The following is a 25,619-nucleotide window of genomic DNA, read 5'->3' as shown; positions in this document are numbered from 1 at the left end:
CACCATGACTGCTGTCGATGCGCCCGACATCCTCGATTACGACGAAGTACTGACCAAGTACGAGCCTGTGATGGGTATGGAGGTGCACGTAGAACTCGGCACCGCGACCAAGATGTTCTGCCCGTGCCCCACCGAGTTCGGTGCCGAACCCAATACCCAGGTGTGCCCGGTCTGTCTGGGCATGCCCGGTTCGTTGCCAGTGGTGAACGCAGCCGCTGTCGAGTCCGCGATCCGGATCGGCCTTGCGCTCAACTGCTCCATCACGCCTTGGGGCCGATTCGCACGCAAGAACTACTTCTACCCGGATCAGCCGAAGAACTACCAGATTTCCCAGTACGACGAGCCGATCGCAACCGAGGGATACCTCGACGTGATCCTCGACGACGGGACGACGTGGCGTGTCGACATCGAGCGCGCACACATGGAGGAGGACACCGGTAAGTCCCTCCACGTCGGTGGCGCTACGGGCCGTATCCACGGTGCGAGCCACTCACTGCTCGACTACAACCGTGCGGGTGTGCCGCTGGTGGAGATCGTCACCAAGACCATCCACGGTGCCGGTGAGCGCGCACCCGAGGTTGCCCGCGCCTACGTGACGGCGCTTCGTGATCTGCTCAAGTCTCTCGACGTCTCGGACGTTCGGATGGATCAGGGATCGATGCGCTGCGACGCCAACATCTCGCTGATGCCGATCGGCGCCAAGGAACTCGGAACGCGTACCGAGACCAAGAACGTCAACTCCCTCAAGAGCGTCGAGGTCGCAGTTCGCTACGAAATGCGCCGTCAGGCAGCAGTTCTCGACGCCGGCGGCGAGGTCATCCAGGAGACCCGCCACTTCCAGGAAGCCGACGGCACCACGGCCGCCGGACGCCGCAAGGAAACAGCCGAGGACTACCGCTACTTCCCGGAACCGGATCTCGAGCCTGTTGCTCCGAGCGCCGAGTGGGTCGAAGAACTGCGCGGCACCTTGCCGGAGCTTCCCTGGATTCGCCGCGCGCGGATCCAGAAGGACTGGGGAATCTCCGACGAGGTCATGCGTGACCTCGTCAACGCCGGCGCCATCGATCTGGTGATCGCGACCACCGAGGCCGGTGCTTCGCCCGAGGCAGCGCGCTCCTGGTGGCTGTCCTACCTGTCGCAGCAGGCCAACACCCGCGGCGTCGAACTCGGCGCTCTGCCGATCACCCCGGCGCAGGTTGCGCAGGTCGTAGCTCTCATCGACAGCGGCAAGCTCAACAACAAGGTCGCTCGCCAGGTCGTCGATCACGTCCTCGACGGCGAGGGTGACCCGGAGCAGGTTGTCGCGGCCCACCCGGAGTTGGTCGTCGAACGTGACGAAACCAAGCTCAAGGCAGCCGTCGACGAGGCACTCGCAGCCAACCCCGACATCGCGGACAAGATCCGCAGCGGCAAGGTCCAGGCCGCCGGAAAGATCGTCGGCGACGTCATGAAGGCCACCCGAGGACAGGCAGACGCGGCTCGTGTGAAGGAACTTGTCATCGAGGCGTGCAGCTAGCGCACACTGAATCTCTGACACTGATGCCCGGCCGAATCTAATTCGGCCGGGCATCAGTATTTACCGCTGTCGTTTTGCCGCTGTCGGTCTACAGACCAGGGACCACAACCGCACGGCCGCTGAGCGTTCCGGCAGCCAGTCGTCGATACGCTTCGGCACCGTTGTCGAGACTGAAGGTCTCCACCGCGATGTCGAAGATGCCGGCGTGGGCGAGGTCGATCAATTCGATCAACTCGTTGCGGGCACCCCAATACGGAACTGTCACCGAAGCCTCGTAAGGACTTTGGAAGAATCCGACTTTGGCGTGGGCCTGGCCGTCCCCGATCCCGACGATCGTGACGTCTGATCCGACGCCGGCGACAGCCATCGCGGTGTCGATGGTGGGCTGGTAGCCGACGAAGTCGAGAACCAGTGCGGCGCCTTGACTTCCAGTGATCTTGCGGACGTTCTCGGCCGCGTCCTTGTCGGACAGAACCACTTCGTGAGCGCCTACCTTGGTTGCCAGTTCGAGCTTGTCCGCGCTCACGTCCAAAGCGATGACCGTTGCCGCCGAGAGGTGACGGAGGAGCTGAATGGCGACGTGGCCGAGCCCGCCGGTACCAATGACAACCGCGTACGAGCCTCCGCGAAGTTTCGGCAGAGAACGCTTGATCGCGTGATACGGCGTCAGACCGGCGTCGGTCAGCGGCACCGTCTTGACCGGGTCGAGGTCACCGATCGGGACAAGGTGGCGAGGAGAATCGACGATCATGAACTCGGCCAACGCGCCGGGTGCACCGAGACCGGGAGGATTGATGCCGAGTTCTTGGGCGCGAGAGCAATAGTTCTCGAGTCCTTGTGAGCAGTGCCAACAGTTGCCACAACCCCAAGGCCCGTAGACGACGACATTGGTTCCGATGTCGAGACCTTCGACACCCTCGCCGACGGCGGCGACCTTGCCTGCGCCTTCGTGGCCGAGCGTGAGCGGAAGGCCGTAGGTGTACTGCTCTTCGGGCAGGCTCATGATGAAGTCGTCCGAGTGGCAGACGCCGGCAGCGGTGACTTCCAGGAGCACTTCACCTGGACCGGGCTCGGGTTTGGGAATTTCCGTGAGTTCGGGTTCCGCGCCGATTCTCGTGTACTGGATTGCCTTCATTCCGACTCCTTTGTCGTGGTTGGCCAACCGCTCCTGGCACAAGCGGGGTGTTTAGCCCCGCTAATGAAAGAGTACGCATCTGTGCATGTTCGGTCACGCGATCCGTGACCGAACAGACATGCTGCTCGGCGATCTCAGGTCAGTCGATCCCGCCGCTGCCACTCGGCATCGGGATCTTGACCACCTTGTCGTCGTTCGGCCCCGGCTCACCCGCGGTCTTGTTGATCGTGCTCGCCCACATCAAACCGTCGGATCCGAGCGCCAAACCGCCCAGTTGGCCGTACGTGTCTTTCGCCACTGCCGACGGCGCGGTGGTGATCGCTCCCGTTCCGGGGTCAGCGGCCAATGCGGAGATCGCTTTGCCGGCCCCCAACGCGACAGCTACCACTCCCTGCGCTGCGATGCACCCGCCGACTCCGGGTCGGTCGGGCCACGTCCACGCGGGGGATGTCACCGTGCCGTCGGCGCCGACGCGTTGGAGGCGATCTTCGAGAGTGGTTCGGTCGGTGACCCACGTCGCGATGCCTGGATCGACACATACGCCGCCGCCGTTTCCGATTCCGGACAGAACAACTTCCGGGCGAGGCGGCGCAGCGTTGGGCGTCAGCGATCGGACTCGCAACAGCTTCCCCGCCAACGAGCCAGGATCCTGAGCAACCGCAGGGTTGCCGGTATCGCCGGTCAGAACCATGAGCTGGTCCGGGGCCGCGAACTCGAGTGATCCGCCGTTGCCGCTTGCACCGCGCGGGATTCCGCCGAGGACCTCCTTGGCGGTGTCACCGGGAGCAATGCGGACCACCCGGTTGTCGGTTCCGGTGGTGACGTAGGCATAGATCAGGTTGTCTTCGACAAATGTGGGGGAGAGGGCGATGTCGAGCAGTCCGCCGTCGCCGCTGCCGTCGACATCGATTTTGGCAACCTCGACCGGTGTCGTGTTGGGGGCTACCTGCATGATTCGGCCGGTTCGCCGTTCGGCCACCAGCCCGGAGTTCCCGTCCGGGAGTGTGACGAGGCCGCCGGTGGTGTCGAGACAGGTTGCGATCACGGCGGTGTCGGCGTCCTGACACGGCCCGAGGGGGCCGGTCCGCGGCGCCGGCGGCGTGGTCGACGGCGGTGGGTTCTCCGGCTGCACTTCGGCGCTTGCCTGGTTGGTCGGTTCGGGTGTGAACGGCGAGGCAGTCGTTTCGTCGAAGTCCGCGCAACCTGCGAGCAACGATGTCCCGAGCACCAGAGCCAGTGCGCCCAGCGCTGCATGCCTACCCGTAGTCATGCCCAAGACGTTACGTAACCCACGGCAGATGCCGCCACGCCGGACCAAGGTTCCCCGTCGAGTTCGTGAATCGGTCATAGGCTCACCTACGTGACTGACGAGCGAAAAGATCCCAGCGAGTTGTCGGATGCGGACAAGCCGACGGGCAACGTGTCCAGTCCGTATGACTCGCCCACCGAACAATTTCCGACGGTGAGCGCCAAGAATCCGTTGCCGCGGACCGACGACGATCTCGATTTCGGTTCCACGAACGCCAACTCGCTGACCGAACAGATACCGACATACCGAGCGCCGGGCGCGGATCAGCCGACAGTGGCTCTCGAGCGAGAAACGGCGTACGACGCTCCGATCACCGCCGTCCCCACCGCCGAAGCCGTGGCAGGGACCACCGAGACTCCGCGGGGCCGAGGCACTCTCGACCTCGGTTTGCTTGCACTGCGTTTGGCCGTCGGCGGAACGGCACTGGTGCACGGTCTGCAGAAGTTGACCGGTATCTGGAACGGGCCGGGTCTGGGCGGTTTCGAGACGATGCTGGCGGATGCCGGGTTCCAGCAGGCGAAGTGGATGGCGATCCTCGGCGCCGTCGGTGAGGTCGCAGGTGGCGCCCTCCTGATCCTGGGGTTGCTGACTCCCGTTGCGGCAGCATCGGTTCTGGCCGTGATGATCAATGCGTGGGCGCTGCGTCAGGCGAGCGCACCTGGACTGGAGTACTTCGCCCCGGCCGGTACCGAGTACGAGATGCTGCTCGGAATCTGTGCGGGCGTCATCATTTTGACGGGTCCTGGCCGTATTTCGCTCGACGGTCGTCGTGGCTGGGCAACCCGCCCGTTCGTCGGATCGCTCGTGGTCTTGATCCTCGGCATCGCTGCCGGCGTCTGCACTTGGATCTTCCTGAACGGTGCCAATCCGCTCATCTGAAACTCGCGCCGTCGAACAAACGAACCGCCGCTCTCCGAATCGGAGAGCGGCGGTTCGTCTGTGAAGGATCAGTCCTTGACGAGTACCGGGTCGGCGTTCGCGGACGGGATGGCTGTTCCGTCCTTGAGCTTGCGACCGAGGACCGACTTGCGGTGACCGTAGGCGAAGTACACGAGCACACCGATGGCCATCCAGACGAGGAACCGGATCCAGGTCTCGACCGAGAGGTTGAGCATCAGCCAACCGCAGGCGAGCACGGCGACGATCGGCACGAAGGGCACCAGTGGGACGCGGAATCCGCGCGGCAGGTCGGGGCGGGTGCGGCGTAGGACGATGACACCGACACAAACCAGGACGAATGCGAACAGCGTTCCGATGTTGACCATCTCTTCGAGCGTGCCCATCGGGAAGAAGGCTGCCAGGACGGCGACGATGCCACCGACGATCAACGTGATGCGCATCGGGATGCCCTTGGCGTTGGTCTTGGCCAGGCTGCGCGGCATGAGGCCGTCACGGGACATTGCGAAGAGGACGCGGGTCTGGCCGAGCATCATGACCATGACAACTGTCGTGAGGCCGGCCAGGCCACCGAAGTTGATGGCGGTTTGTGCCCAACCGATTCCGTTGGCCTCGAATGCGGTTGCGAGGGTGGCGCTGGAATCGCCGACCAGAGGACTGCCGTCCTTGAGTTCGGTGTACTTGACCATGCCGGTCAGGACGAGTGTGACGGCAACGTAGAGAACGGTGACGATGGCGAGCGAGCCGAAGATTCCGCGTGGCAACGACTTCTGCGGGTTCTTGGTTTCCTCGGCCGTGGTGGCGACGACATCGAAGCCGATGAAGGCAAAGAACACGAGGCTGGCTGCGGCGAGCAATCCGTAGGCGCCGTAGCTACTTCCGCCTGCACCGGTCAGCCAGGAGAACAAGGTCTGATGGATTCCGCTTGCAGAGCTCTCGGATCCTTCGGACGGCGGGATGAAGGGAGAGTAGTTCTCCTTCTTGATGTAGAACGCGCCCACGACGATGACGAGCAGGACTACTGCGATCTTGATCGCGGTAATGATCGCGGAGACTCGCGAGGAAACCTTGGTGCCGATCGCGAGAATCAGGGTGATCGCGCCGATGATGAGCAGTGCGCCCCAGTCGAAGCTGATCGACCCGATGTGGGCGGTGGTGCTGCCGCTCGCCCCGATGACGTTGCCGAGGTACAGCGACCAACCCTTGCCGACGACGGCGGAGGCGAGAGCAAACTCGAGGATGAGGTCCCAGCCGATGATCCAGGCTGCGAACTCACCGAACGTCGCGTAGGAGAACGTGTATGCGCTGCCTGCGACTGGAACGGTGGAGGCGAACTCCGCGTAACACAGCGCGGCAAGGCCACAGGCGATCGCAGCGAGAACGAATGCCAGTGAAATCGAGGGTCCTGCGACATTGCCTGCGGTTCGAGCAGTCAGCGTGAAGATGCCTGCGCCGATGACGACGGCGACTCCGAATACCGTGAGGTCCTTCGCGGTCAGTTCCTTCTTGAGCTTTGTCTCAGGCTCGTCGGTGTCCGCGATCGATTGCTCGACGGATTTGGTGCGCCATATGCCGACTCCGGGCATGTATTGCTCCTTGGTTGTTTCCCGTCGACCTTGTGGGTGGCGGGCGGTGGCTGACTGTCGTCGTTGTGATGTGCGTCTCAGCGACCTGATGAGGGAACCACTGGTGAGCGCCGTGTGCAAGTCAGCTCGCTCGAACTGACCGAAATGATCACCTGACTGGAAGTCATCCCCCCTCATGTATCTGAATTGATCAGCTGGTGTCTGGAACCCTACGTCCAAGTGAATTCGCTCACGAGCCGGACGCGCGATTCAGTCTGAAATGTCTGATAGCTCATATCGTTCCGTTCGTGCTCCGCGTGTCGGCCGACTATTCGGTACCTGTCGGTCGGTCTTGTGGTCAATGAGTCTCACCGTTGCGGTACGTCCGTACCAGAATTATGTATATGTGTATCCGCGCAAGACGGCTTACAGGCCACTGAACCCACTACGACGCAGTGGCGTTCGGTGGTGGTACTCCGACGTCTCTCGACGCTTCCGAACTCGACCGGATGTGCGATGTCGCGGAATTCCGTATGGGCGCTGACCTTTCATCCGTTCTCGTGTGAAAGAAGTCCCTGGACGCTGCGCCGGCTCAGGTCGCCATGCGCATGTCCTACGTGTCGGCGTGGTTGTCGAAGGTGCTGCCGACGATGCGTACCAAACCGACGGGATGATCGGATTGGGTTGTGGTGCATGCTCGTACAACACCGGATGAAGATTTTCCGGAGGAACTGGCGTGGATCTGATCCCGATTCATCTCGCACGCTGACAGAAAAGATCCCCGGCCGAAAGCGGCCGGGGATCTTTTGTCCGTTCGTGGCAGAACTTACGGAACGTAGCGAACCGCGCCCTTGTCGGCGGACGTTGCCAGAGCGGCGTAGGCGCGCAGGGCTGTCGTCACGGTGCGCTGACGATCGACCGGCTGCCACGGGCGCTCGGAGGCCTCCATCTTCGCGCGTCGCTCGGCGAGGACGTCGTCGTCGACCAGGATCTCGAGCGTGCGCGAGGCGACGTCGATGCGGACCTGATCGCCGTTCTGGACGAGTCCGATGACTCCGCCTGCGGCAGCCTCGGGGGAGATGTGACCGATGGACAGTCCGGAAGTTCCGCCCGAGAAACGACCGTCGGTGATCAGTGCGCATTCCTTGCCGAGGCCTGCGCCCTTGAGGAAGGCAGTGGGGTGCAGCATTTCCTGCATGCCGGGGCCACCCTTGGGGCCTTCGTAACGCACGACGAGAACGTCGCCGGCTTTGATCTTCTTCTGCAAGATGACCGAGACGGCTTCTTCCTGAGATTCGACGACGAGCGCCGGGCCCTGGAAGGAGAACAGTTCCTCGTCGATGCCGGCCGTCTTGAGGATTGCGCCGTCGAGTGCGATGTTGCCGCGCAGGACAACCAAGCCGCCTTCGACGGTGTAGGCGTTCTCGACGTCGCGGATGCAGCCGCCGGCCGCATCGGTGTCGAGAGCAGACCAACGGTTGTCCGTGGAGAACGGTTCGATGGTGCGCACGCCGCCGGGAGCCGCGTGGAAAAGCTCGATGGCCTCGTCGGTTGCCTTGCCGGAGCGGATGTCCCAGTCGTCGAGCCACTGGTCGAAGCTCTTGGTGTGCACGGTGGACACGTCGGTTTCGAGGAGTCCGCCGCGGCGAAGCTCACCGAGCAGCGCGGGGATTCCGCCGGCGCGGTGGACGTCCTCCATGTGGTAGTCCGAGTTGGGGGAGACCTTGGACAGGCACGGCACCTTGCGGCTGATCGCGTCGATGGTGTCGAGGTCGAAGTCGACCTCGCCTTCCTGTGCCGCAGCCAGCGTGTGCAGGACGGTGTTGGTGGAACCGCCCATGGCGACGTCGAGAGCCATCGCGTTGCGGAACGCTGCCGGGGTCGCGATGTTGCGCGGCAGCACCGACTCGTCGCCGTCGCGGTAGTACTTGAGGGCAGCCTCGACCACGGTGGTGCCCGCACGAGAGAAGAGTGCGTGACGAGCCTTGTGAGTTGCCAGCGTGGAGCCGTTGCCCGGCAATGCGAGGCCGAGGGCTTCGGTCAGACAGTTCATGGAGTTGGCGGTGAACATGCCCGAGCACGAGCCGCATGTCGGGCACGCGCTGCGCTCGACCTCGTCGAGGCCTTCGTCGGACACGGCATCGTTGGCAGAGGCCGAGATCGCGGTGATGAGATCGGTGGGGGCTTGGGCCACGCCGCCGACGACCACTGCCTTGCCTGCTTCCATCGGACCGCCGGAGACGAACACGGTCGGGATGTTCAGACGCATCGCGGCGTTGAGCATGCCGGGAGTGATCTTGTCGCAGTTGGAGATACACACCAGTGCGTCGGCCGTGTGGGCGTTTGCCATGTACTCGACCGAATCGGCGATGATCTCGCGGCTCGGGAGCGAGTAGAGCATGCCGCCGTGGCCCATTGCGATGCCGTCGTCGACTGCGATGGTGTGGAACTCACGAGCGACGCCGCCGGCCGCACTGATGGCCTCGGCAACGATCTCGCCCACGTTCTTGAGATGCACGTGGCCGGGTACGAACTGGGTGTACGAGTTCGCTACGGCGACGATCGGCTTTCCGAAGTCGGAATCCGTCATTCCTGTGGCGCGCCACAGGGATCGGGCTCCGGCAGCATTACGTCCGATGGTGGTGGTGCGTGACCTCAACGGGGGCATGGGCGTGTTCCTTATGTGATCGTTGCTGGTCCACTCAAATAGAAGCGAGGGCCTTTCAACGCTACTCGCGTGCTACGGGCGCTTCTCTTCGGGCTGGTCCTGTGTGTTCTCGACGACCTCGGATTCTGCTTCTGCTTCTGCAGCTGCTTCTTCCACTTCGGCTTCCTTGGCGGCGAAGGCTTCTGCCGCCGATGCATAGGGATCAGTGATGCGGCCGCCGCTGGCGATCGCGATCTCGGGAAGCCTGACGAAGCTGACCGCAGGCAGGGTCACCTCGGTTCCGTCGGTGAGTTCCGCGCGCGCCCAGCTGCGCTTCGGGAAGCGGAAACCCTTGACGTCGTCCCAGGCGAGGGTGCGCTTGGAGAACGTCGAGCGGACCTCGAGGCCGTCAGGGCTGACGGTGGTGCGCAGTCGCGCGACGAGATAGACGGCGATGATCGGAAGGATCAGCAACCAGCTGAAGGCGACGGGCCACCCGAAGATCGGGAAGCTGACCGCGAACAGGAGGAACGCGCACGCCATGTAAGCGAGCTGCGAAATGCGGATGACGTGCCGAAGTGGTTTCGGCGTGTGGGATGATTGAGCCGGTGGCACGGGCTGCTGCGAAGTTGACACCTCTACATCTTCGCATTGCAGCCGATGTATCTCAGATTCTGGGACGGTCGACTCACCAAGTTTGCCGTTCGCGACTAGCGCCTCTACTGTCGAGTGCGTGAAACAGAATGAGTTGCTCGTAATCGGCCGGCGCGTCGTCGCCTGAGTCGATTTTTCAACTCACCAGATAACGACGCGCCACCCTCGCTCAGCAGATGCTGACGGGGGTTTTTTGTTGCCCGGAGCCAGAATCAGAGGATTTCCCAGTGAGCGCACCAACAGCACGGCCTCAACCCACGCCGCGCAAGTCAGGGACACCGAGCCCGACAACCGCGGCTGCCGCAACCCAGACGGCCAACCGTCGCCAGCTCCCGCCTGAGCGGGTAACCGGCGCGCAGTCTGTGGTTCGAGCCCTCGAAGAGCTCGAGGTCGACACGGTATTCGGCATTCCCGGCGGTGCCGTGCTCCCGGTTTACGACCCACTCTTCGATTCGGTCAAGGTCCGCCACGTGCTCGTGCGCCACGAGCAGGGTGCAGGCCACGCTGCCACCGGTTACGCCCAGGCGACCGGCAAGGTCGGCGTCTGCATGGCTACCTCGGGTCCCGGTGCGACCAACCTGGTCACGCCACTGGCCGACGCGCAGATGGACTCCGTTCCGATCGTCGCGATCACCGGACAGGTGGCGCGCTCGCTGATCGGTACCGACGGCTTCCAGGAAGCCGACATCTCAGGCATCACGATGCCGGTCACCAAGCACAACTTCCTGATCACCGACGCGATCGACATCCCGCGCATCATGGCCGAAGCCTTCTACCTCGCGGCCAGCGGTCGCCCCGGCGCCGTCCTGGTCGATATCCCCAAGGACATCCTGCAGTCGCAGACCACGTTCTCGTGGCCGCCGGAGATGCGTCTGCCGGGCTACCGCCCGGTCACCAAGCCGCACGGCAAGCAGGTTCGTGAAGCTGCACGTCTGATCGCCGACGCCAAGTCGCCGGTTCTGTACGTCGGTGGCGGCGTCATCAAGTCGGACTCCTCGCCGGAGCTGCTCGAATTGGCAGAGCTGACCGGTATCCCCGTCGTCACCACGCTGATGGCCCGCGGCGCGTTCCCGGACAGCCACGACCTCAACTGCGGTATGCCGGGAATGCACGGCACCGTTGCCGCAGTCGCCGCTCTGCAGCGCAGCGATCTGCTGATCACCCTCGGCGCGCGTTTCGACGACCGCGTCACCGGTCAGCTGAATTCCTTCGCGCCCGATGCCAAGGTCATCCACGCCGACATCGATCCGGCCGAGATCGGCAAGAACCGTTACGCCGACGTCCCGATCGTGGGCGACTGCAAAGAGGTCATCACCGAACTCATCGAGGCTATCCGTGCCGACATGGCCACGGGCACCACGTTCGAACTCTCGGAATGGTGGGCGTACCTGAACGACATCCGTCGTACCTACCCGCTGAGCTACGACCGTCCCACCGACGGTCAGCTGAGCCCGGAGTACGTCATCCAGACCGTCGGCAAGCTCGCCGGACCGGATGCCATCTACTGCGCCGGCGTCGGCCAGCACCAGATGTGGGCCGCGCAGTTCGTCGGTTACGAGAAGCCGCGCACGTGGCTCAACTCGGGCGGGCTCGGCACCATGGGGTACGCGGTTCCCGCAGCCATGGGCGCCAAGATGGGCATGCCCGACACCGAGGTGTGGGCGATCGACGGCGACGGCTGCTTCCAGATGACCAATCAGGAACTCGCAACCTGTGCACTCGAAGGTATCCCGATCAAGGTTGCCCTCATCAACAACGGCAACCTCGGCATGGTGCGTCAGTGGCAGACACTCTTCTACGAAGAGCGCTACTCCAACACCAACCTCGGAACGCACGGCGCCATCCGTATCCCGGACTTCGTCAAGCTCGCAGAAGCATTGGGCTGCCACGGAATTCGTGTCGAGCGCGAAGAAGATGTCGAAGCTGCGATCCGTGAGGCGCAGTCCATCAACGACAAGCCTGTCGTGATCGACTTCATCGTCACCGCTGACGCACAGGTGTGGCCGATGGTCGCTGCCGGAACGAGCAACGACGAAATCATGGCGGCCCGGGGCATCCGGCCGCTGTTCGACGACGACGAGGCAGTTGCCGAGCCCGCCGTCATCCACGAAGCCATGTCACGCGAGCAAGCCGGACCCGCCGCGGGCACAGGGGAGGATCAGAAGTGAGCACCAGTCACACCCTCAGTGTTCTCGTCGAGGACAAGCCAGGCGTGCTGGCCCGCGTCTCCGCACTTTTCTCCCGCCGCGGATTCAACATCGAATCCCTTGCGGTGGGCGGAACCGAGATCCCCGAGATCTCACGTATGACCATCGTCGTCACGGTCGACGAGTTCCCTCTCGAGCAGGTGACGAAGCAGCTCAACAAGCTGATCAACGTCATCAAGATCGTCGAGCAGGACGGTGAAGCATCCGTCGCTCGCGAGCTCGTGCTCATCAAGGTGCGCGCAGATGCAAGCGTGCGCACGCAGGTCATCGAAACGGTGAACCTGTTCCGCGCCAAGGTGATCGACGTCTCCCCGGAGTCCGTCACCATCGAGGCGACCGGTACTCGGTCCAAGCTGGATGCACTGCTGCGGATGCTTGATCCGTACGGTATCCGGGAGATCGTTCAGTCCGGGGTCGTGGCAGTCGGTCGAGGGCCGAAGTCGATCACGGCCACCCGCTAGTACTTTTAGACACGTAAAAATCCAAGGAGAGGTTGAGAACTGTGGCAGTCGAGATGTTCTACGACGACGATGCCGATCTGTCGATCATTCAGGGCCGCAAGGTTGCTGTGATCGGCTACGGAAGCCAGGGCCACGCCCATTCGCTGAGCCTGCGTGACTCGGGCGTCGATGTGCGCATCGGCCTCAAGGAGGGCTCCAAGTCCCGCGAAAAGGCGCAGGAGCAGGGCCTGACAGTCGGTACGCCGGCCGAGGTTTCCGAATGGGCCGACGTCATCATGGTGCTCGCACCTGACACCGCTCAGGCCAGCATTTTCACAGGCGACATCGAGCCGAACCTCAAGGACGGCGACGCGCTGTTCTTCGGTCACGGCCTGAACATTCACTTCGACCTGATCAAGGCTCCGGAGTTCGTCACCGTCGGCATGGTTGCCCCCAAGGGACCGGGCCACCTGGTGCGTCGTCAGTTCGTCGACGGCAAGGGCGTTCCCGCGCTCATCGCCATCGACCAGGATCCCAAGGGTGAAGGCCAGGCTCTCGCTCTGTCCTACGCCAAGGGCATCGGCGGAACCCGCGCAGGCGTCATCAAGACCACGTTCAAGGAAGAGACCGAGACGGACCTCTTCGGCGAGCAGGCTGTGCTCTGCGGCGGCACCGAGGAACTGGTCAAGACCGGTTTCGAGGTCATGGTCGAGGCCGGCTACGCACCCGAGATGGCGTACTTCGAGGTTCTGCACGAGCTCAAGCTCATCGTCGACCTCATGTACGAGGGTGGCATCGCCCGCATGAACTACTCGGTGTCCGACACCGCTGAGTTCGGTGGATACCTCTCCGGGCCGCGCGTCATCGACGCCGACACCAAGGAGCGCATGAAGGCGATCCTGGCCGACATCCAGTCCGGCGAGTTCACCCGTCGTCTGGTTGCCAACGTCGAGAACGGCAACACCGAGCTCGAAGGCCTGCGCAAGGCCAACGCCGAGCACCCCATCGAGGTCACCGGCAAGAAGCTGCGCGACCTGATGAGCTGGGTCGATCGTCCGATCACCGAAACCGCGTAATTCGTAGTTTCACGCTCCACGTCTCCACTGGCCTGATGTCGCGCCGGTTCAATTACGTTGAACCAGCGCGGCATTGGGCCGGAGTCGTTTTCCGGGCCGGCTGAGTCCGGATTCATATTCCATCGAGAATTCGCCCGCGAAAGTGTCCACTATGTGGTATCGCCTACCGCGTTGTGGATTCGAAGTGAGCGCGCACTAAACTATCGGTGGTTAAACCACCTTCACACCCACCTAATCAGGGAGTTTGCACGTGAGCCAGCCTGGCCGTCCCGTTGTTCTGATCGCCGACAAGCTCGCGCCGTCCACAGTCGAGGCGCTCGGTGACGGTGTGGAGGTGCGTTGGGTCGACGGACCCGACCGCCCGGCGCTGCTCGCCGCGGTACCCGAGGCCGACGCGATTCTCGTCCGTTCCGCCACCACCGTCGACGCCGAGGTTCTGGCCGCAGGCACCAAGCTGAAGATCATCGGCCGCGCCGGTGTCGGCCTGGACAACGTCGAGATCCCCGCAGCCACCGAGCGCGGCGTGATGGTCGTCAATGCACCGACCTCCAACATCCACTCGGCAGCCGAGCACGCAGTTGCTCTGCTCATGTCGACCGCTCGCCAGATTCCCGCAGCAGACAAGACCCTGCGTGAGAACACCTGGAAGCGAAGCAAGTTCAACGGCGTCGAGATCCTCGGCAAGACCGTCGGCGTTGTCGGACTCGGCCGCATCGGCCAGCTGTTCGCGCAGCGTCTCGCCGCGTTCGAAACCACCATCATCGCGTACGACCCCTACTTGCCCGCAGCTCGCGCCGCGCAGCTCGGCATCGAACTGGTCACCATCGACGAGCTCGTCGAGCGCGCCGACTTCATTTCCGTGCACCTGCCCAAGACCAAGGAAACGGCCGGCCTGATCAACGCCGAGCGTCTCGCCAAGGCCAAGGACGGCGTCATCATCGTCAACGCCGCCCGCGGTGGTCTGATCGACGAAGACGCGCTCTACGACGCACTGGTGTCCGGCAAGGTCCGCGGCGCCGGTCTCGACGTGTTCAGCACCGAGCCGTGCACCGATTCCAAGCTCTTCGAGCTCGACAACGTCGTCGTCACCCCGCACCTCGGAGCATCGACGTCCGAGGCTCAGGACCGCGCAGGCATCGACGTGGCGAAGAGTGTTCTCCTCGCTCTGGCGGGCGAATTCGTTCCCGAGGCTGTCAACGTCTCCGGCGGCCCCGTCGGAGAAGAAGTTGCTCCGTGGCTCGAGCTGGTCCGCAAGCTCGGTCTCCTCGCTGCGACGTTGTCGCCCGAAGCTGTGCAGACCGTGCAGGTTGTCGCCACCGGCGAGCTGTCTGCCGAAACCGTCGACATCCTCGGCCTGGCTGCACTGCGCGGCGTGTTCTCCGCCAGCAGCGACGAGGCCGTCACGTTCGTCAACGCTCCGGCACTGGCCGAGCAGCGCGGCGTGACCGTATCGGTCGAGAAGCACTCCGAGGCTCTTGCTCACCGCAGCGCGGTCGAGGTTCGCGCAGTTGCCGCGGACGGCACGGTCACGTCGGTCACGGGCGCACTCACCGGTCTGCAGCAGGTCGAGAAGATCGTCAACATCAACGGACGCAGCTTCGACCTGCGCGCCGAGGGTCACAACATCGTCGTTCACTACAGCGATCGCCCGGGCGTTCTCGGTGTCCTCGGCACCGTTCTCGGTAACGCGGGCGTGGACATCCTCGCCGCAGCACTGAGCCAGGATGCCGAAGGCGAAGGCGCAACGGTCATCTTGCGCGTCGATCGCGTCGTCGGAGACGCCGAGGTCGAGGCAATCGTCTCGCAGCTCGACGCTCGCGTCGCCCAGGTCGACCTTTCCTGATTGTTTTTGCTGTGCGCCTTTATTAACCGCCCGCGGTTAATAAAGGCGCACAGTTCTACTGAGATGAGGACTCCATGAAGCTTGCGGTCATTCCGGGCGACGGAATCGGTGTCGAGGTCACAGCCGAAGCACTCAAGGTGCTGGGTAAGTTGGTTCCGGATCTGGAAACCACCGAATACGATCTCGGTGCCCGTCGCTACAACGCCACCGGCGAGTTGCTCCCGGCGGACGAGCTGGACCAGATCCGTCAGCACGACGCAATCCTGTTGGGCGCCATCGGTGATCCGCGGATCGTCGCCCCCGGCATCCTCGAGCGTGGCCTGCTGCTGAACATGCGTTTCCAGCTCGATCATCACGTGAATCTTCGCCCCGCACAGCTGTACCCGGGTGCGCTGTCGCCATTGGCGGCCCAGCCGGAGATCGACTTCGTCGTGGTTCGTGAAGGCACCGAAGGCCCGTACACCGGTAACGGTGGAGCAATCCGCGTCGGCACCGATCACGAGATCGCGACCGAGGTGTCGATCAACACCTGGTTCGGCGCCGAGCGTGTTGTTCGTTATGCATTCGCGTTGGCGCAGACACGTTCCAAGCACCTCACACTGATCCACAAGACCAACGTGCTCTCCAATGCGGGCGCAATCTGGACGCGTGCGATCGAGACCGTCGGGGCCGAGTACCCGGACGTCGAGACCGCGTACTGCCACATCGACGCTGCCACCATCTACATGGTGACCGACCCGTCGCGGTTCGACGTCATCGTGACGGACAACCTCTTCGGTGACATCATCACCGACCTGGCCGGTGCCGTGACCGGTGGAATCGGTTTGGCCGCAAGCGGAAACATCGACGCGTCCGGTACCAACCCGTCGATGTTCGAGCCCGTGCACGGCAGTGCTCCGGACATCGCCGGCAAGGGAATCGCAGATCCCACCGCCGCGATCCTCTCGGCCGCACTGCTTCTTCGCCATCTCGGACGCGAGGACGACGCCGCTCGCGTCGAGGCTGTGGTCGCTGCCGACCTGGCAACGCGCGGCGAAGGCCCCATCTCCACGACCGAGATCGGCGACCGGATCACCGCAGCGCTGTAAGGATTTCTTTCACGAGACTGACGCGCGTAAGCCTTTCGGCTTGCGCGCGTCAGTCGTTTCCGACACCCCGATAGACTGGCCAGTATGCGTCTTGGTCGAATTGCCAGTCCCGATGGTGTTGCGTTCGTCAGTATCGAAGGTGAAGAGGATGCCCTCGTCGCCAAGGAAATTGCGGAGCACCCGTTCGGGAACCCCACCTTTACCGGCCGTAGTTGGCCGCTTGCCGATGTTCGTCTGCTGGCTCCGATTCTCGCCAGCAAGGTGATCTGTATCGGCAAGAATTATGCAGATCACATCGCGGAGATGGGCGGCGAGGCGCCGGCTGATCCGGTGATCTTCCTCAAGCCCAATACGTCCATCGTCGGCCCGGGCGCCCCGATCGTCTTGCCTCCGACGTCCAACGAGGTGCATTTCGAGGGTGAACTCGCGGTGGTCATCGGTCAGCCTTGCAAAGACGTACCCGCGGCGAAGGCGTTGAGCGTGGTCCTGGGCTACACGATCGCCAACGACGTATCGGCGCGAGATCATCAGCGTCACGACGGGCAATGGACGCGCGCGAAGGGCCACGACACCTTCTGCCCGCTCGGTCCGTGGATCGAAACCAGCCTCGATGCGTCCGACGTCGACATCAAGACCGAGGTGAACGGTCAGGTCAAGCAGGACAGCAGCACCGCCTTCCTACTTCACGACATTCCGAAGATCATCGAGTGGATCTCGGCGGTGATGACCCTCCTGCCCGGCGACGTCATCCTCACCGGCACCCCCGCCGGAGTCGGCCCGATCGTCGACGGCGATTCCGTGTCTGTCACGGTCTCGGGGATCGGCACGCTCACGAACCCGGTGACCGCCAAGAACTGATCTGACCCGGTTCGTCCGTCATGTGACTACGGAGGCCCCATCCCCACCGGATGGGGCCTCTGTCGTGGTGTGAGTCGAGAGGTGTCTGTCAAATAGAAGTTGCAAGATGGTAACTAACGCCGGATGGCCGATTGGGATTACCTTCCGGTTCGAGGTAATCAGGCCCTGGGACTGACCTGCGGGTTTCATGAGCCAGGCGAAGCTTCACCCCCTGATCCTCCTGGCGTTATGTCTGATTTGGTGAGGTTGGGAGGGTTCGCACCGCGGTTTGCTGCCGCGGCTCGTAACAGACCAAATTCCCTGAAATGTAACGCTGAGCAGTAGGGTGGCCGATAACTGGATAGAAGCCGATGGGGCAATCGAGTGGATTGCGCAGAAACGTGGTGATACATGACGACCTTCGCGGAAGCATCCCGGACAGCGGCAGCGCATGCGCGGAACGGGCAGCGGCCGGTGTGGCGAGACAAGAAGCGCTACCTGTGGCCACTGGGTTTGCTGGTTCCTCTCAGTCCGTTCGCTGCGTGGTTCCTGGTCGACAAATTCAGTCTCGGGCTCTTCTGGGCCATCGGGGCCTGGCTCATCGTGATCGTCATTCCCCTGATCGATCTTCTGGCGGGCGAGGACGGTAACAGCCCACCGGACGAAGCGATCCCTGAATTGCAAGAGGATCGTTTCTACCGCTGGTGCACGTATCTGTTCCTGCCCCTCCAATACGTCGGTCTCGTGTTCGTCGCCTGGTGCTGGGTGAACGCGCCGATGGCGGCGGGGGAGAAGTTCGCGCTCGCGATGACTGCCGGCGTGGTTGCCGGTGTGGGGATCAACGCGGCGCATGAATTGGGGCACAAGAGCGAGAAGCTCGAGAAGTGGCTCGCGAAAGTAGCTCTGGCGCAGTCCTTCTACGGCCATTTCTACGTCGAGCACAACCATGGTCACCACGTCCGTGTCGCGACGCCGGAGGATCCGGCCAGTTCGCGATACAAGGAAAACTTCTGGTTCTTCTTGCCGCGCAGTGTCATCGGCGGCTTGCGCTCGGGATGGCGGATCGAAAGCGCTCGCCTTCAGCGTCAAGGCAGACGGACGTGGAGCTATCGGAACAACATCCTGAACGCGTGGGCGATGAGTGTTGTCCTGTTCGGCAGCCTGATCGCGGTGTTCGGGTGGGAAATCGCACCGTGGCTGGCCGTTCAGGCGATTGCCGGATTCACGTTCCTCGAGACCGCCAACTATCTCGAGCACTACGGCTTGCTACGTGCGAAGCGGCCTGACGGCTCGTACGTTCGCTGCTCGCCCGAGGACAGCTGGAACAGCGACCACGTCGTCAGCAATCTGTTCCTCTATCAACTTCAGCGTCACAGTGACCATCACGCGAATCCGCGTCTGCGGTACCAGAGCCTGCGCAGTGCGGCCGAAGCGCCGCAACTTCCAGCGGGTTACGCGGTCATGATCGTGTGCGCGTGGGTGCCGCCGCTGTGGCGAAAGGTCATGGACAAGCGACTACTCGCCTACTACGACGGTGACATGACACGTATCAACGTCTTGCCGGGTAAGTGATCGGCGGGATGGAGGAAGCGCTGCGGGACTAACCTGTAGTACGACCATCCATCATCGCCGAGCCAAGTGAGCCATGACCAACAGCGAAGTACGCGTCCGTTTCTGTCCGTCACCCACCGGAACCCCGCACGTAGGTTTGGTGCGCACCGCCTTGTTCAACTGGGCATTCGCACGACACCACGGCGGCACGTTCGTGTTCCGTATCGAAGACACCGATGCGCAGCGCGACAGTGAAGAGTCCTACCAGGCCATCCTTGACGCCCTCCGCTGGTTGGGGCTCAATTGGGACGAGGGCCCGGAGGTCGGTGGGCCGCACGCACCGTATCGCCAGTCCGAGCGTCGCGACCTGCATCTCGACGTCGTTGCCAAGTTGCTGGCCGCGGGCGAGGCCTACGAGTCCTACTCGACCAACGAAGAAGTGGAAGCGCGACACAAGGCGGCCGGACGCGACCCGAAGCTCGGATACGACAACTTCGATCGCGACCTCAGCGACGAGCAGCGCGCTGCCTACGTCGCCGAGGGTCGCAAGCCGGTCGTCCGCCTCCGGATGCCCGATCACGACCTGACGTGGAACGACCTGGTTCGCGGCGAGACCACGTTCAAGGCAGGCACCGTTCCGGACTTCGCGTTGACTCGCGGGAACGGTATTCCGCTGTACACGCTGGTCAACCCCGTCGACGACGCGTTGATGAAGATCACCCACGTACTGCGCGGTGAGGACCTGCTGTCCTCGACCCCGCGTCAGCTCGCGTTGTACGAGGCTTTGATCCGCATCGGTGTCGCCGATTTCACACCGTCGTTCGGGCACCTGCCGTTCGTGATGGGTCAGGGCAACAAGAAGCTTTCCAAGCGCGATCCCGAGTCCAACCTCTTCATTCACCGCGATCGGGGCTTCATTCCCGAGGGACTGCTGAACTACTTGGCTCTGCTCGGGTGGAGCATTGCCGACGATCACGATGTCTTCTCACTCGACGAGATGGTTGCGGCCTTCGACGTTTCGAAGGTCAACTCCAACCCTGCCCGCTTCGACCAGAAAAAGGCCGACGCGATCAATGCCGAGCACATTCGCTTGCTCCAGCCGGCCGACTTCGCGGCCCGCCTGAAGTCGTTCCTGGTGGAGCACGGCCACATCAGCGCCGACGTCGATGAAGCCACGTTCACTGTTGCGGCGGACCTCGTGCAGACGCGCATCGTCGTCCTGTCCGACGCGTGGGATCTGCTGAAGTTCCTGTTCGTCGACGAGGCGTCGTTTGCTCTCGATCCGGCCGCGGCGGCAAAGAACCTGAAGGAAGACGCTGGTCCGGTTCTGGATGCGTCTCTTGCGGCACTCGAGGCAACCTCGGAGTGGACTGCGGCCAGTATCGAGGAAGCACTCAAGAAGGCCCTCATCGAGGATCTGGAGCTCAAACCGCGTAAGGCCTTCGCTCCGGTTCGGGTCGCGATCACCGGCTCTCACATCAGCCCTCCGCTGTACGAGTCGATGGAATTGCTCGGTCGTGAGGTCTCGATTGCTCGGTTGCGCGCCGGTAGGGCAGCGGTAACCGCCTAGATCGGACGGTCTTCCGGCCGAAAATGAAGCAAAAACCTCCCGTGACCATACGATTTGGTATTTGGGGCAGGGGTACTGGTAATCTTCTTTTCGGCCGGAGACGAGCCGCCGAGCGCAACAGCGAAGCGGATCGGGCAAGGCTGGTGAGCAAGACCTTGGGGTATGGTGTAATTGGCAACACAGCGGTTTCTGGTACCGCCATTCTAGGTTCGAGTCCTGGTACCCCAGCGGAAATCCGGTCGATTTTGTGGCCGGACTCAGACAAGCTAAGCTTGCTGAGCATCCAAGAGCAAGACTGAATACCACGTTTAAAAGCGTGTCCTGGCCCCGTCGTCTAGCGGCCTAGGACGCCGCCCTCTCAAGGCGGTAGCGCGGGTTCGAATCCCGTCGGGGCTACAAAGGAAAGACCCTCCGATCATTGATCGGAGGGTCTTTTCGTATGTGCCGGAAATGTCTCCGGCGATGCGAAAAACGATCACCCCCAGTCGAATTCGACTGGGGGTGATCGTCATCTCACTCTGTTGTCCGCGATCGGCTATCCGCTCTTGCGGCGGAACTCTCGCTTGTGATCGGCCGGGCCATGCGTGTTGTGGACCTTGGACTGTCCGTCGCGATGGTCGGTCGATTTGGCGTTCTGATGATTCTTCCGTTCGAGGGCTTCACGGAACTTTCGTTTGGTTTCCTCCGATTGGGATTCGGGTTCCGACGGGGTGTTGCTGTCGAGATCGCTCATATGCTCACTCCTTGTTGTTGGGCCTGTTGGTGAAACTACGCCGGCCCGAATTCGAAAGCTCGTGAATTTCGCTTCACGAATCTCGGGGTCTACGGCGATGGTGCAGTAGAACCGGAAAGAGGCATCGCCGGCATCCCGAGCTTGCGGTGATCCCACGAACGAGTTCGATCGGGAACGAACCGTACCGCGACGCGCTTGTGGAGCATCGCGTCGACGGCCGGGCGGAGATCTTCCGTGTACGGGCCCGTGTATCGCTCCCAGACACTGATTCCCACGGCAAAAAGAGCTTCCGGATCCTCGACGATCACTCCGGTGCCCTCCATCGAGACTCCTCGCAGCGTGTCGTACGTCAGACCGTCTTCGATCAGGACGGACATACGGGTGTCCCGGCGAAGATTGACCGCCTTCTGCGACTTGGCTTTGGTTTCGAACCAGATTTCGCCGTCGACTATCGCGAACCACATCGCGATCAGGTGAGGCATTCCGTCGGCGCTCAACGTCGCCATCGTTGCCGTACGGCTCTTTTCGACGAAGCTCGAAATTTCGGCCTCGGTCATCGTGATCTGACTACGCTGCTTTCCTGCCATGGTCGCGTCGTACTCCTACGTGCTCGAGGATCTGAAGGCCTTACTGTGTCACGAATTACAGACGCTTGTGGAGCGCTTCGGCAGCTGCGAGAAGGTCCGCCGCCCAGCGGGCTCCCGGTCGTCTACCCATCCGATCGATGGGGCCGGAGACCGAAATCGCGGCAATGACAGCGCCTGCCGAGTCTCGGACAGGAGCCGCGACGCTGGCGACACCCGGCTCACGTTCGGCTGCACTCTGTGCCCAGCCGCGCCGGCGAACCTCGAGGAGCACTCGTTCGCCGAACGACGCATCGGCGAGAACGGTCCGTTGGGTTTGTGGATCTGCCCATGCGAGAAGGACCTTGGCGCCGGAACCGGCATTCATCGGCAGCCTGGCCCCGACGAGAACTGTGTCGCGAAGGCCCGTGGGCGGTTCCATCGACGCAACGCAGATGCGTTGGGTGCCTTCCCGGCGGTACAGCTGGACGCTTTCGCCGGTGATTTCGCGAAGGCGGGGGAGGATGAGTCCGGCCGCAGCAATGAGTGGATCATTAGCGGTGGCAGCGAGTTCGGCGAGTCCGGGCCCTGGGCACCACTGACCATCCGAGTCGCGTGTGAGGAGTCGATGGACTTCGAGACCGACGGCGAGTCTATGGGCGGTCGCGCGCGGCAAACCGGTTCGTGCACAGAGTTCGGTGAGGCTGCACGGTTCCTCAGCTACTGCATGAAGAACGCCCATTGCTTTGTCCAGGACGCCGATGCCGCTATGCTGTCTCATAGGTCGATACCAGTTTCTCGCATAGTGGGATGATAGCGCATTTCCTGGTGGACTAGCGCATTTACAGAAGGGCTAGTGCATTTCCTAGGGGCAGCCTGCATCTGCTGCGAGGGCTGGGGACCTACTTCACGCGCGGCGGGCCAGCCCGTAGTCCGCCGACGCGAGGCTACGTACAGAGGTGGAAGACATGGCACAGAAAGCACGCACTCTCGCCGAGAAGGTGTGGGACGACCACGTTGTCGTGAAAGGGGAGGGGCAGGATCCCGACCTCATCTACATCGATCTCCACCTCGTTCACGAAGTGACGAGCCCGCAGGCATTCGACGGACTTCGCTTGGCGGGACGCCCGTTGCGCCGTCCCGACCTGACGATCGCCACCGAGGACCACAACGTTCCGACGATCGACATCGACAAGCCGATCGCCGATCCCGTGTCCAAGACTCAGGTCGACACCTTGCGCCGAAATTGCGAGGAGTTCGGAGTTCGCTTGCACCGCATGGGCGATCTCGATCAGGGCATCGTGCATGTGGTCGGACCGCAGCTCGGCCTGACTCAGCCGGGAACCACCGTGGTGTGCGGCGACAGTCATACGTCGACGCACGGCGCATTCGGTGCGCTCGCAATGGGAATCGGCACCAGCGAGGTCGAGCACGTGATGGCGACGCAGACATTGTCGTTGCGCCCCTTCAAGACCATGGCGATCACGGTCGACGGCGAGCTGCCTCCTGGCGTCACGAGCAAGGACTTGATCCTGGCAGTCATCGCCAAGATCGGCACCGGCGGCGGCCAGGGCTACGTCCTGGAGTACCGCGGCGAGGCCATTCGCAAACTGTCGATGGAAGCTCGTATGACCATCTGCAACATGTCGATCGAGGCCGGAGCCCGTGCGGGCATGATCGCACCGGACGAGATCACTTACGAGTTCATCAAGGGCCGTCCGCATGCACCGTCGGGCGCAGAGTGGGACGAAGCCGTCGCCGCGTGGGAGTTGCTCAAGACCGACGAGGGCGCCGAATTCGACAACGAGGTCCACATCGACGCAAGCGCATTGACGCCTTTTGTCACGTGGGGAACCAATCCGGGACAGGGTGCACCGCTCGGTGACCGTGTTCCCGATCCGGAACTGATCGTCGACGAGAGCGAGCGTCAGGCTGCCGAGAAGGCGCTCACCTACATGGGTCTCGACGCCGGCATGGCGCTTCGGGATGTTGCTGTCGACACCGTCTTCGTCGGTTCGTGCACCAACGGACGCATCGAAGATCTGCGCGCGGTGGCCGAGGTGCTCGAGGGTCGCCATGTGGCAGAGGGCGTTCGGATGCTCATCGTTCCCGGCTCGATGCGGGTGCGTGCTCAAGCCGAAAGTGAAGGTCTCGGTGAAATCTTCACGGCGGCAGGGGCCGAATGGCGCCAGGCCGGTTGCTCGATGTGCTTGGGAATGAACCCTGACCAGCTTGCTCCCGGCGAGCGTTCGGCATCGACGTCCAACCGGAATTTCGAAGGCCGACAGGGTAAAGGCGGTCGGACCCATCTGGTTTCCCCGCTCGTCGCGGCTGCCACTGCGGTCCGCGGAACGCTCTCGGCACCGGCCGATCTGGTCTGACCCACTTACCATCTCGAGGAGAATTTCGATGGAATCCTTTACCACGCACAAGGGTATCGGCGTCCCGCTGCGACGCTCGAATGTCGATACCGATCAGATCATCCCTGCCGTGTACCTGAAACGGGTGACGCGCACGGGATTCGAGGACGGGCTGTTTGCAGGCTGGCGCACCGACCCCAACTTCATTCTCAATCTGGCTCCGTACGACAAGGGAAGTGTCCTCGTAGCCGGTCCCGATTTCGGCACGGGCTCTTCGCGTGAGCATGCCGTGTGGGCTCTCTCCGACTTCGGATTTCGGGTCGTCATCGCTTCCCGGTTCGCCGACATTTTCCGCGGGAACGCCGGAAAAGCCGGTCTCGTGGCGGCACAGGTCGAGCAGAGCGACGTCGAATTGCTCTGGAAGTTGCTCGAAGAGCAGCCCGGACTGGAATTGACAGTAGATCTCGAGAATCGGACCGTGAGCGCCGGAACTACGGTGGTGCCGTTCAATATTGACGACTACACACGGTGGCGTCTGCTGGAGGGTCTCGACGACATCGGACTGACATTGCGGCAGGTAGAAGCGATTTCCGAGTTCGAAAAGTCAAGGCCTTCATGGAAACCGACTACCCTTCCAGCCCGAATTTCGCAGGGCTGAACCGAAATCCGCAACTCCGCGCGGGAAGAGAAATAGGTCACCATTTCGCAGTCACGTTGAATGAGAATTGGCGTGGCACATAGACTCTTGCCGTTATCAGGTTTACCGTGGTTCTCAGTCGGTCCGACGGTGGACCACAATTAGCGGAGGAATTTCAATGAACAAGGCAGAGCTCATCGATGTTCTGACTGAAAAGCTGGGTTCGGACAGGCGCACAGCGACCGACGCAGTGGAGCACGTCGTGGACACCATCGTCCGCGCCGTCCACCGTGGCGAGAGCGTGACCATCACCGGCTTCGGAGTCTTCGAGCAGCGTCGTCGTGCAGCACGTGTTGCACGCAACCCGCGTACGGGCGAGACCGTCAAGGTCAAGCCGACGTCGGTTCCGGCTTTCCGTCCGGGTGCGCAGTTCAAGGCTGTTATCGCTGGTGGACAGAAGCTTCCGGCCACCGGCCCGGCAGTCAAGCGTGGCGTAGCAGCACCGGCCACCAAGGCTGCAGCCAAGAAGGCTGCTGCCAAGAAGACCGCAGCCAAGAAGGCTCCGGCAAAGAAGGCTCCGGCCAAGACCGCAGCCAAGAAGACGGTTGCCGCGAAGGCTCCCGCCAAGAAGGCTCCGGCCAAGACCGTAGCCAAGAAGACGGTTGCCACCAAGGCTCCCGCCAAGAAGGCTCCGGCCAAGACCGCAGCCAAGAAGACGGTTGCCACCAAGGCTCCCGCCAAGAAGGCTCCGGCCAAGACCGCAGCCAAGGCTCCGGCCAAGAAGGCTCCGGCCAAGAAGGCTCCGGCCAAGACCGCAGCCAAGAAGGCTCCGGCCAAGAAGGCTCCGGCCAAGCGCGGAAAGTAGTCGCGTTCGGGTGAAAAACCCGATGCCGTAAGACAAAGAGGTGGGGCCGCCCGGCTGCTTCGCCCCCGCCCCCCATTTTTTTGGTGGGGTGGAGTTTGGTTTATTAAGTTTTTTAGTTTGTTTTAA

The 25,619-nt window shown here is 62.7% G+C and carries 21 protein-coding genes and 2 tRNA genes; 15 read left to right on the top strand and 8 right to left on the bottom strand.

Annotated features, from left to right (window positions below):
* Nucleotides 1-4 precede the first annotated feature (4 nt).
* Nucleotides 5-1,516 carry an Asp-tRNA(Asn)/Glu-tRNA(Gln) amidotransferase subunit GatB gene (gatB, locus tag R4P70_RS15970; protein ID WP_019747920.1) on the top strand — a complete coding sequence of 504 codons (1,512 nt, stop codon included), beginning with the start codon at nt 5-7 and terminating at the stop codon, nt 1,514-1,516.
* A gap of 88 nt (nt 1,517-1,604) precedes the next feature.
* Here the strand turns inward: gatB and R4P70_RS15965 are convergent, their stop codons facing one another.
* Nucleotides 1,605-2,651 (bottom strand): NAD(P)-dependent alcohol dehydrogenase, encoded by a 1,047-nt coding sequence (locus R4P70_RS15965; RefSeq protein ID WP_020969304.1) that lies wholly within the window; start codon nt 2,649-2,651, stop codon nt 1,605-1,607.
* A 139-nt stretch (nt 2,652-2,790) separates the two neighbouring features.
* Nucleotides 2,791-3,921: a PQQ-dependent sugar dehydrogenase gene (locus R4P70_RS15960; protein WP_317830997.1), complete on the bottom strand. Its 1,131-nt coding sequence runs from the start codon at nt 3,919-3,921 to the stop codon at nt 2,791-2,793.
* Between the two features lie 90 nt (nt 3,922-4,011).
* Here R4P70_RS15960 and R4P70_RS15955 point away from each other — a divergent pair, with 90 nt between their 5' ends.
* A complete protein-coding gene (locus tag R4P70_RS15955; protein WP_019747923.1) occupies nt 4,012-4,839 on the top strand; it encodes a DoxX family protein in 828 nt (275 codons plus the stop codon).
* Between the two features lie 68 nt (nt 4,840-4,907).
* Here R4P70_RS15955 and R4P70_RS15950 read toward each other — a convergent pair whose 3' ends face one another.
* From R4P70_RS15950 to R4P70_RS15940, 3 genes are all read right to left on the bottom strand, one after another.
* Nucleotides 4,908-6,443, bottom strand: coding sequence for an amino acid permease (locus tag R4P70_RS15950; protein WP_019747924.1), 1,536 nt, complete (start codon nt 6,441-6,443; stop codon nt 4,908-4,910).
* An 805-nt stretch (nt 6,444-7,248) separates the two neighbouring features.
* Nucleotides 7,249-9,090, bottom strand: coding sequence for a dihydroxy-acid dehydratase (ilvD, locus tag R4P70_RS15945; RefSeq protein WP_019747927.1), 1,842 nt, complete (start codon nt 9,088-9,090; stop codon nt 7,249-7,251).
* A gap of 72 nt (nt 9,091-9,162) precedes the next feature.
* Nucleotides 9,163-9,684: a PH domain-containing protein gene (locus R4P70_RS15940; protein ID WP_243617276.1), complete on the bottom strand. Its 522-nt coding sequence runs from the start codon at nt 9,682-9,684 to the stop codon at nt 9,163-9,165.
* Nucleotides 9,685-9,950: 266 nt separating this feature from the next.
* Between R4P70_RS15940 and R4P70_RS15935 the strand changes: the two genes are divergently transcribed.
* From R4P70_RS15935 to R4P70_RS15890, 10 genes are all read left to right on the top strand, one after another.
* Nucleotides 9,951-11,891, top strand: a complete 1,941-nt coding sequence (locus R4P70_RS15935; RefSeq protein WP_019747929.1) for an acetolactate synthase large subunit — start codon at nt 9,951-9,953, stop codon at nt 11,889-11,891.
* The gene (gene ilvN / locus R4P70_RS15930; protein ID WP_003944718.1) at nt 11,888-12,391 is read left to right on the top strand and encodes an acetolactate synthase small subunit; all 504 of its coding nucleotides are present in this window, start codon (nt 11,888-11,890) and stop codon (nt 12,389-12,391) included. Before R4P70_RS15935 ends, ilvN begins: the two co-directional genes overlap by 4 nt.
* Before the next feature lie 53 nt (nt 12,392-12,444).
* Nucleotides 12,445-13,446: a ketol-acid reductoisomerase gene (gene ilvC / locus R4P70_RS15925; RefSeq protein ID WP_317831073.1), complete on the top strand. Its 1,002-nt coding sequence runs from the start codon at nt 12,445-12,447 to the stop codon at nt 13,444-13,446.
* Nucleotides 13,447-13,696: 250 nt separating this feature from the next.
* The gene (gene serA / locus R4P70_RS15920) at nt 13,697-15,289 is read left to right on the top strand and encodes a phosphoglycerate dehydrogenase (protein WP_003944758.1); all 1,593 of its coding nucleotides are present in this window, start codon (nt 13,697-13,699) and stop codon (nt 15,287-15,289) included.
* A gap of 74 nt (nt 15,290-15,363) precedes the next feature.
* On the top strand, nt 15,364-16,377 hold the full coding sequence (locus R4P70_RS15915; protein ID WP_020907259.1) for a 3-isopropylmalate dehydrogenase: 1,014 nt from the start codon (nt 15,364-15,366) through the stop codon (nt 16,375-16,377).
* Between the two features lie 84 nt (nt 16,378-16,461).
* Nucleotides 16,462-17,235, top strand: coding sequence for a fumarylacetoacetate hydrolase family protein (locus tag R4P70_RS15910; protein ID WP_020969311.1), 774 nt, complete (start codon nt 16,462-16,464; stop codon nt 17,233-17,235).
* 390 nt (nt 17,236-17,625) lie between these two features.
* Nucleotides 17,626-18,786, top strand: a complete 1,161-nt coding sequence (locus R4P70_RS15905; RefSeq protein WP_021333072.1) for an alkane 1-monooxygenase — start codon at nt 17,626-17,628, stop codon at nt 18,784-18,786.
* A gap of 73 nt (nt 18,787-18,859) precedes the next feature.
* The gene (gene gltX, locus R4P70_RS15900) at nt 18,860-20,335 is read left to right on the top strand and encodes a glutamate--tRNA ligase (RefSeq protein WP_019747934.1); all 1,476 of its coding nucleotides are present in this window, start codon (nt 18,860-18,862) and stop codon (nt 20,333-20,335) included.
* A 156-nt stretch (nt 20,336-20,491) separates the two neighbouring features.
* Nucleotides 20,492-20,563: transfer RNA gene (locus R4P70_RS15895), tRNA-Gln, on the top strand.
* Nucleotides 20,564-20,658: 95 nt separating this feature from the next.
* Nucleotides 20,659-20,731, top strand: a tRNA-Glu gene (locus R4P70_RS15890).
* 139 nt (nt 20,732-20,870) lie between these two features.
* On the opposite strand, the gene R4P70_RS15885 is transcribed toward R4P70_RS15890, so the two are convergent.
* The 3 genes from R4P70_RS15885 to R4P70_RS15875 form a co-directional block, all read right to left on the bottom strand.
* On the bottom strand, nt 20,871-21,068 hold the full coding sequence (locus tag R4P70_RS15885; protein WP_007729345.1) for a DUF5302 domain-containing protein: 198 nt from the start codon (nt 21,066-21,068) through the stop codon (nt 20,871-20,873).
* A gap of 89 nt (nt 21,069-21,157) precedes the next feature.
* Nucleotides 21,158-21,655, bottom strand: a complete 498-nt coding sequence (locus tag R4P70_RS15880; RefSeq protein ID WP_021333071.1) for a pyridoxamine 5'-phosphate oxidase family protein — start codon at nt 21,653-21,655, stop codon at nt 21,158-21,160.
* 55 nt (nt 21,656-21,710) lie between these two features.
* Nucleotides 21,711-22,412: an IclR family transcriptional regulator gene (locus tag R4P70_RS15875; protein WP_007729342.1), complete on the bottom strand. Its 702-nt coding sequence runs from the start codon at nt 22,410-22,412 to the stop codon at nt 21,711-21,713.
* 178 nt (nt 22,413-22,590) lie between these two features.
* Between R4P70_RS15875 and leuC the strand changes: the two genes are divergently transcribed.
* The 3 genes from leuC (at nt 22,591) to R4P70_RS15860 (ending at nt 25,493) form a co-directional block, all read left to right on the top strand.
* Nucleotides 22,591-24,012, top strand: a complete 1,422-nt coding sequence (gene leuC, locus R4P70_RS15870; RefSeq protein WP_046378385.1) for a 3-isopropylmalate dehydratase large subunit — start codon at nt 22,591-22,593, stop codon at nt 24,010-24,012.
* A 28-nt stretch (nt 24,013-24,040) separates the two neighbouring features.
* Nucleotides 24,041-24,649 carry a 3-isopropylmalate dehydratase small subunit gene (leuD, locus tag R4P70_RS15865; protein ID WP_019747937.1) on the top strand — a complete coding sequence of 203 codons (609 nt, stop codon included), beginning with the start codon at nt 24,041-24,043 and terminating at the stop codon, nt 24,647-24,649.
* A 157-nt stretch (nt 24,650-24,806) separates the two neighbouring features.
* Nucleotides 24,807-25,493 carry an HU family DNA-binding protein gene (locus R4P70_RS15860; protein WP_317830996.1) on the top strand — a complete coding sequence of 229 codons (687 nt, stop codon included), beginning with the start codon at nt 24,807-24,809 and terminating at the stop codon, nt 25,491-25,493.
* Nucleotides 25,494-25,619 lie beyond the last annotated feature (126 nt).

Origin of the sequence: Rhodococcus sp. IEGM 1241, assembly GCF_033142365.1 — a bacterium.
Lineage (GTDB): Bacteria > Actinomycetota > Actinomycetes > Mycobacteriales > Mycobacteriaceae > Rhodococcus_F > Rhodococcus_F erythropolis.
This window is presented reverse-complemented; position numbering and strand designations above follow the sequence as displayed.

What these genes read in the sequence shown, in the direction of transcription:
- R4P70_RS15880 (WP_021333071.1), bottom strand. Translation starts at nt 21,655, where the DNA reads ATGGCAGGAAAGCAGCGTAGTCAGATCACGATGACCGAGGCCGAAATT.
- leuD (WP_019747937.1), top strand. Translation starts at nt 24,041, where the DNA reads ATGGAATCCTTTACCACGCACAAGGGTATCGGCGTCCCGCTGCGACGC.
- gatB (WP_019747920.1), top strand. Translation starts at nt 5, where the DNA reads ATGACTGCTGTCGATGCGCCCGACATCCTCGATTACGACGAAGTACTG.
- R4P70_RS15965 (WP_020969304.1), bottom strand. Translation starts at nt 2,651, where the DNA reads ATGAAGGCAATCCAGTACACGAGAATCGGCGCGGAACCCGAACTCACG.
- R4P70_RS15910 (WP_020969311.1), top strand. Translation starts at nt 16,462, where the DNA reads ATGCGTCTTGGTCGAATTGCCAGTCCCGATGGTGTTGCGTTCGTCAGT.
- R4P70_RS15885 (WP_007729345.1), bottom strand. Translation starts at nt 21,068, where the DNA reads ATGAGCGATCTCGACAGCAACACCCCGTCGGAACCCGAATCCCAATCG.
- R4P70_RS15860 (WP_317830996.1), top strand. Translation starts at nt 24,807, where the DNA reads ATGAACAAGGCAGAGCTCATCGATGTTCTGACTGAAAAGCTGGGTTCG.
- gltX (WP_019747934.1), top strand. Translation starts at nt 18,860, where the DNA reads ATGACCAACAGCGAAGTACGCGTCCGTTTCTGTCCGTCACCCACCGGA.
- R4P70_RS15875 (WP_007729342.1), bottom strand. Translation starts at nt 22,412, where the DNA reads ATGAGACAGCATAGCGGCATCGGCGTCCTGGACAAAGCAATGGGCGTT.
- R4P70_RS15950 (WP_019747924.1), bottom strand. Translation starts at nt 6,443, where the DNA reads ATGCCCGGAGTCGGCATATGGCGCACCAAATCCGTCGAGCAATCGATC.
- R4P70_RS15905 (WP_021333072.1), top strand. Translation starts at nt 17,626, where the DNA reads ATGACGACCTTCGCGGAAGCATCCCGGACAGCGGCAGCGCATGCGCGG.
- R4P70_RS15960 (WP_317830997.1), bottom strand. Translation starts at nt 3,921, where the DNA reads ATGACTACGGGTAGGCATGCAGCGCTGGGCGCACTGGCTCTGGTGCTC.
- ilvC (WP_317831073.1), top strand. Translation starts at nt 12,445, where the DNA reads ATGTTCTACGACGACGATGCCGATCTGTCGATCATTCAGGGCCGCAAG.
- ilvD (WP_019747927.1), bottom strand. Translation starts at nt 9,090, where the DNA reads ATGCCCCCGTTGAGGTCACGCACCACCACCATCGGACGTAATGCTGCC.
- R4P70_RS15915 (WP_020907259.1), top strand. Translation starts at nt 15,364, where the DNA reads ATGAAGCTTGCGGTCATTCCGGGCGACGGAATCGGTGTCGAGGTCACA.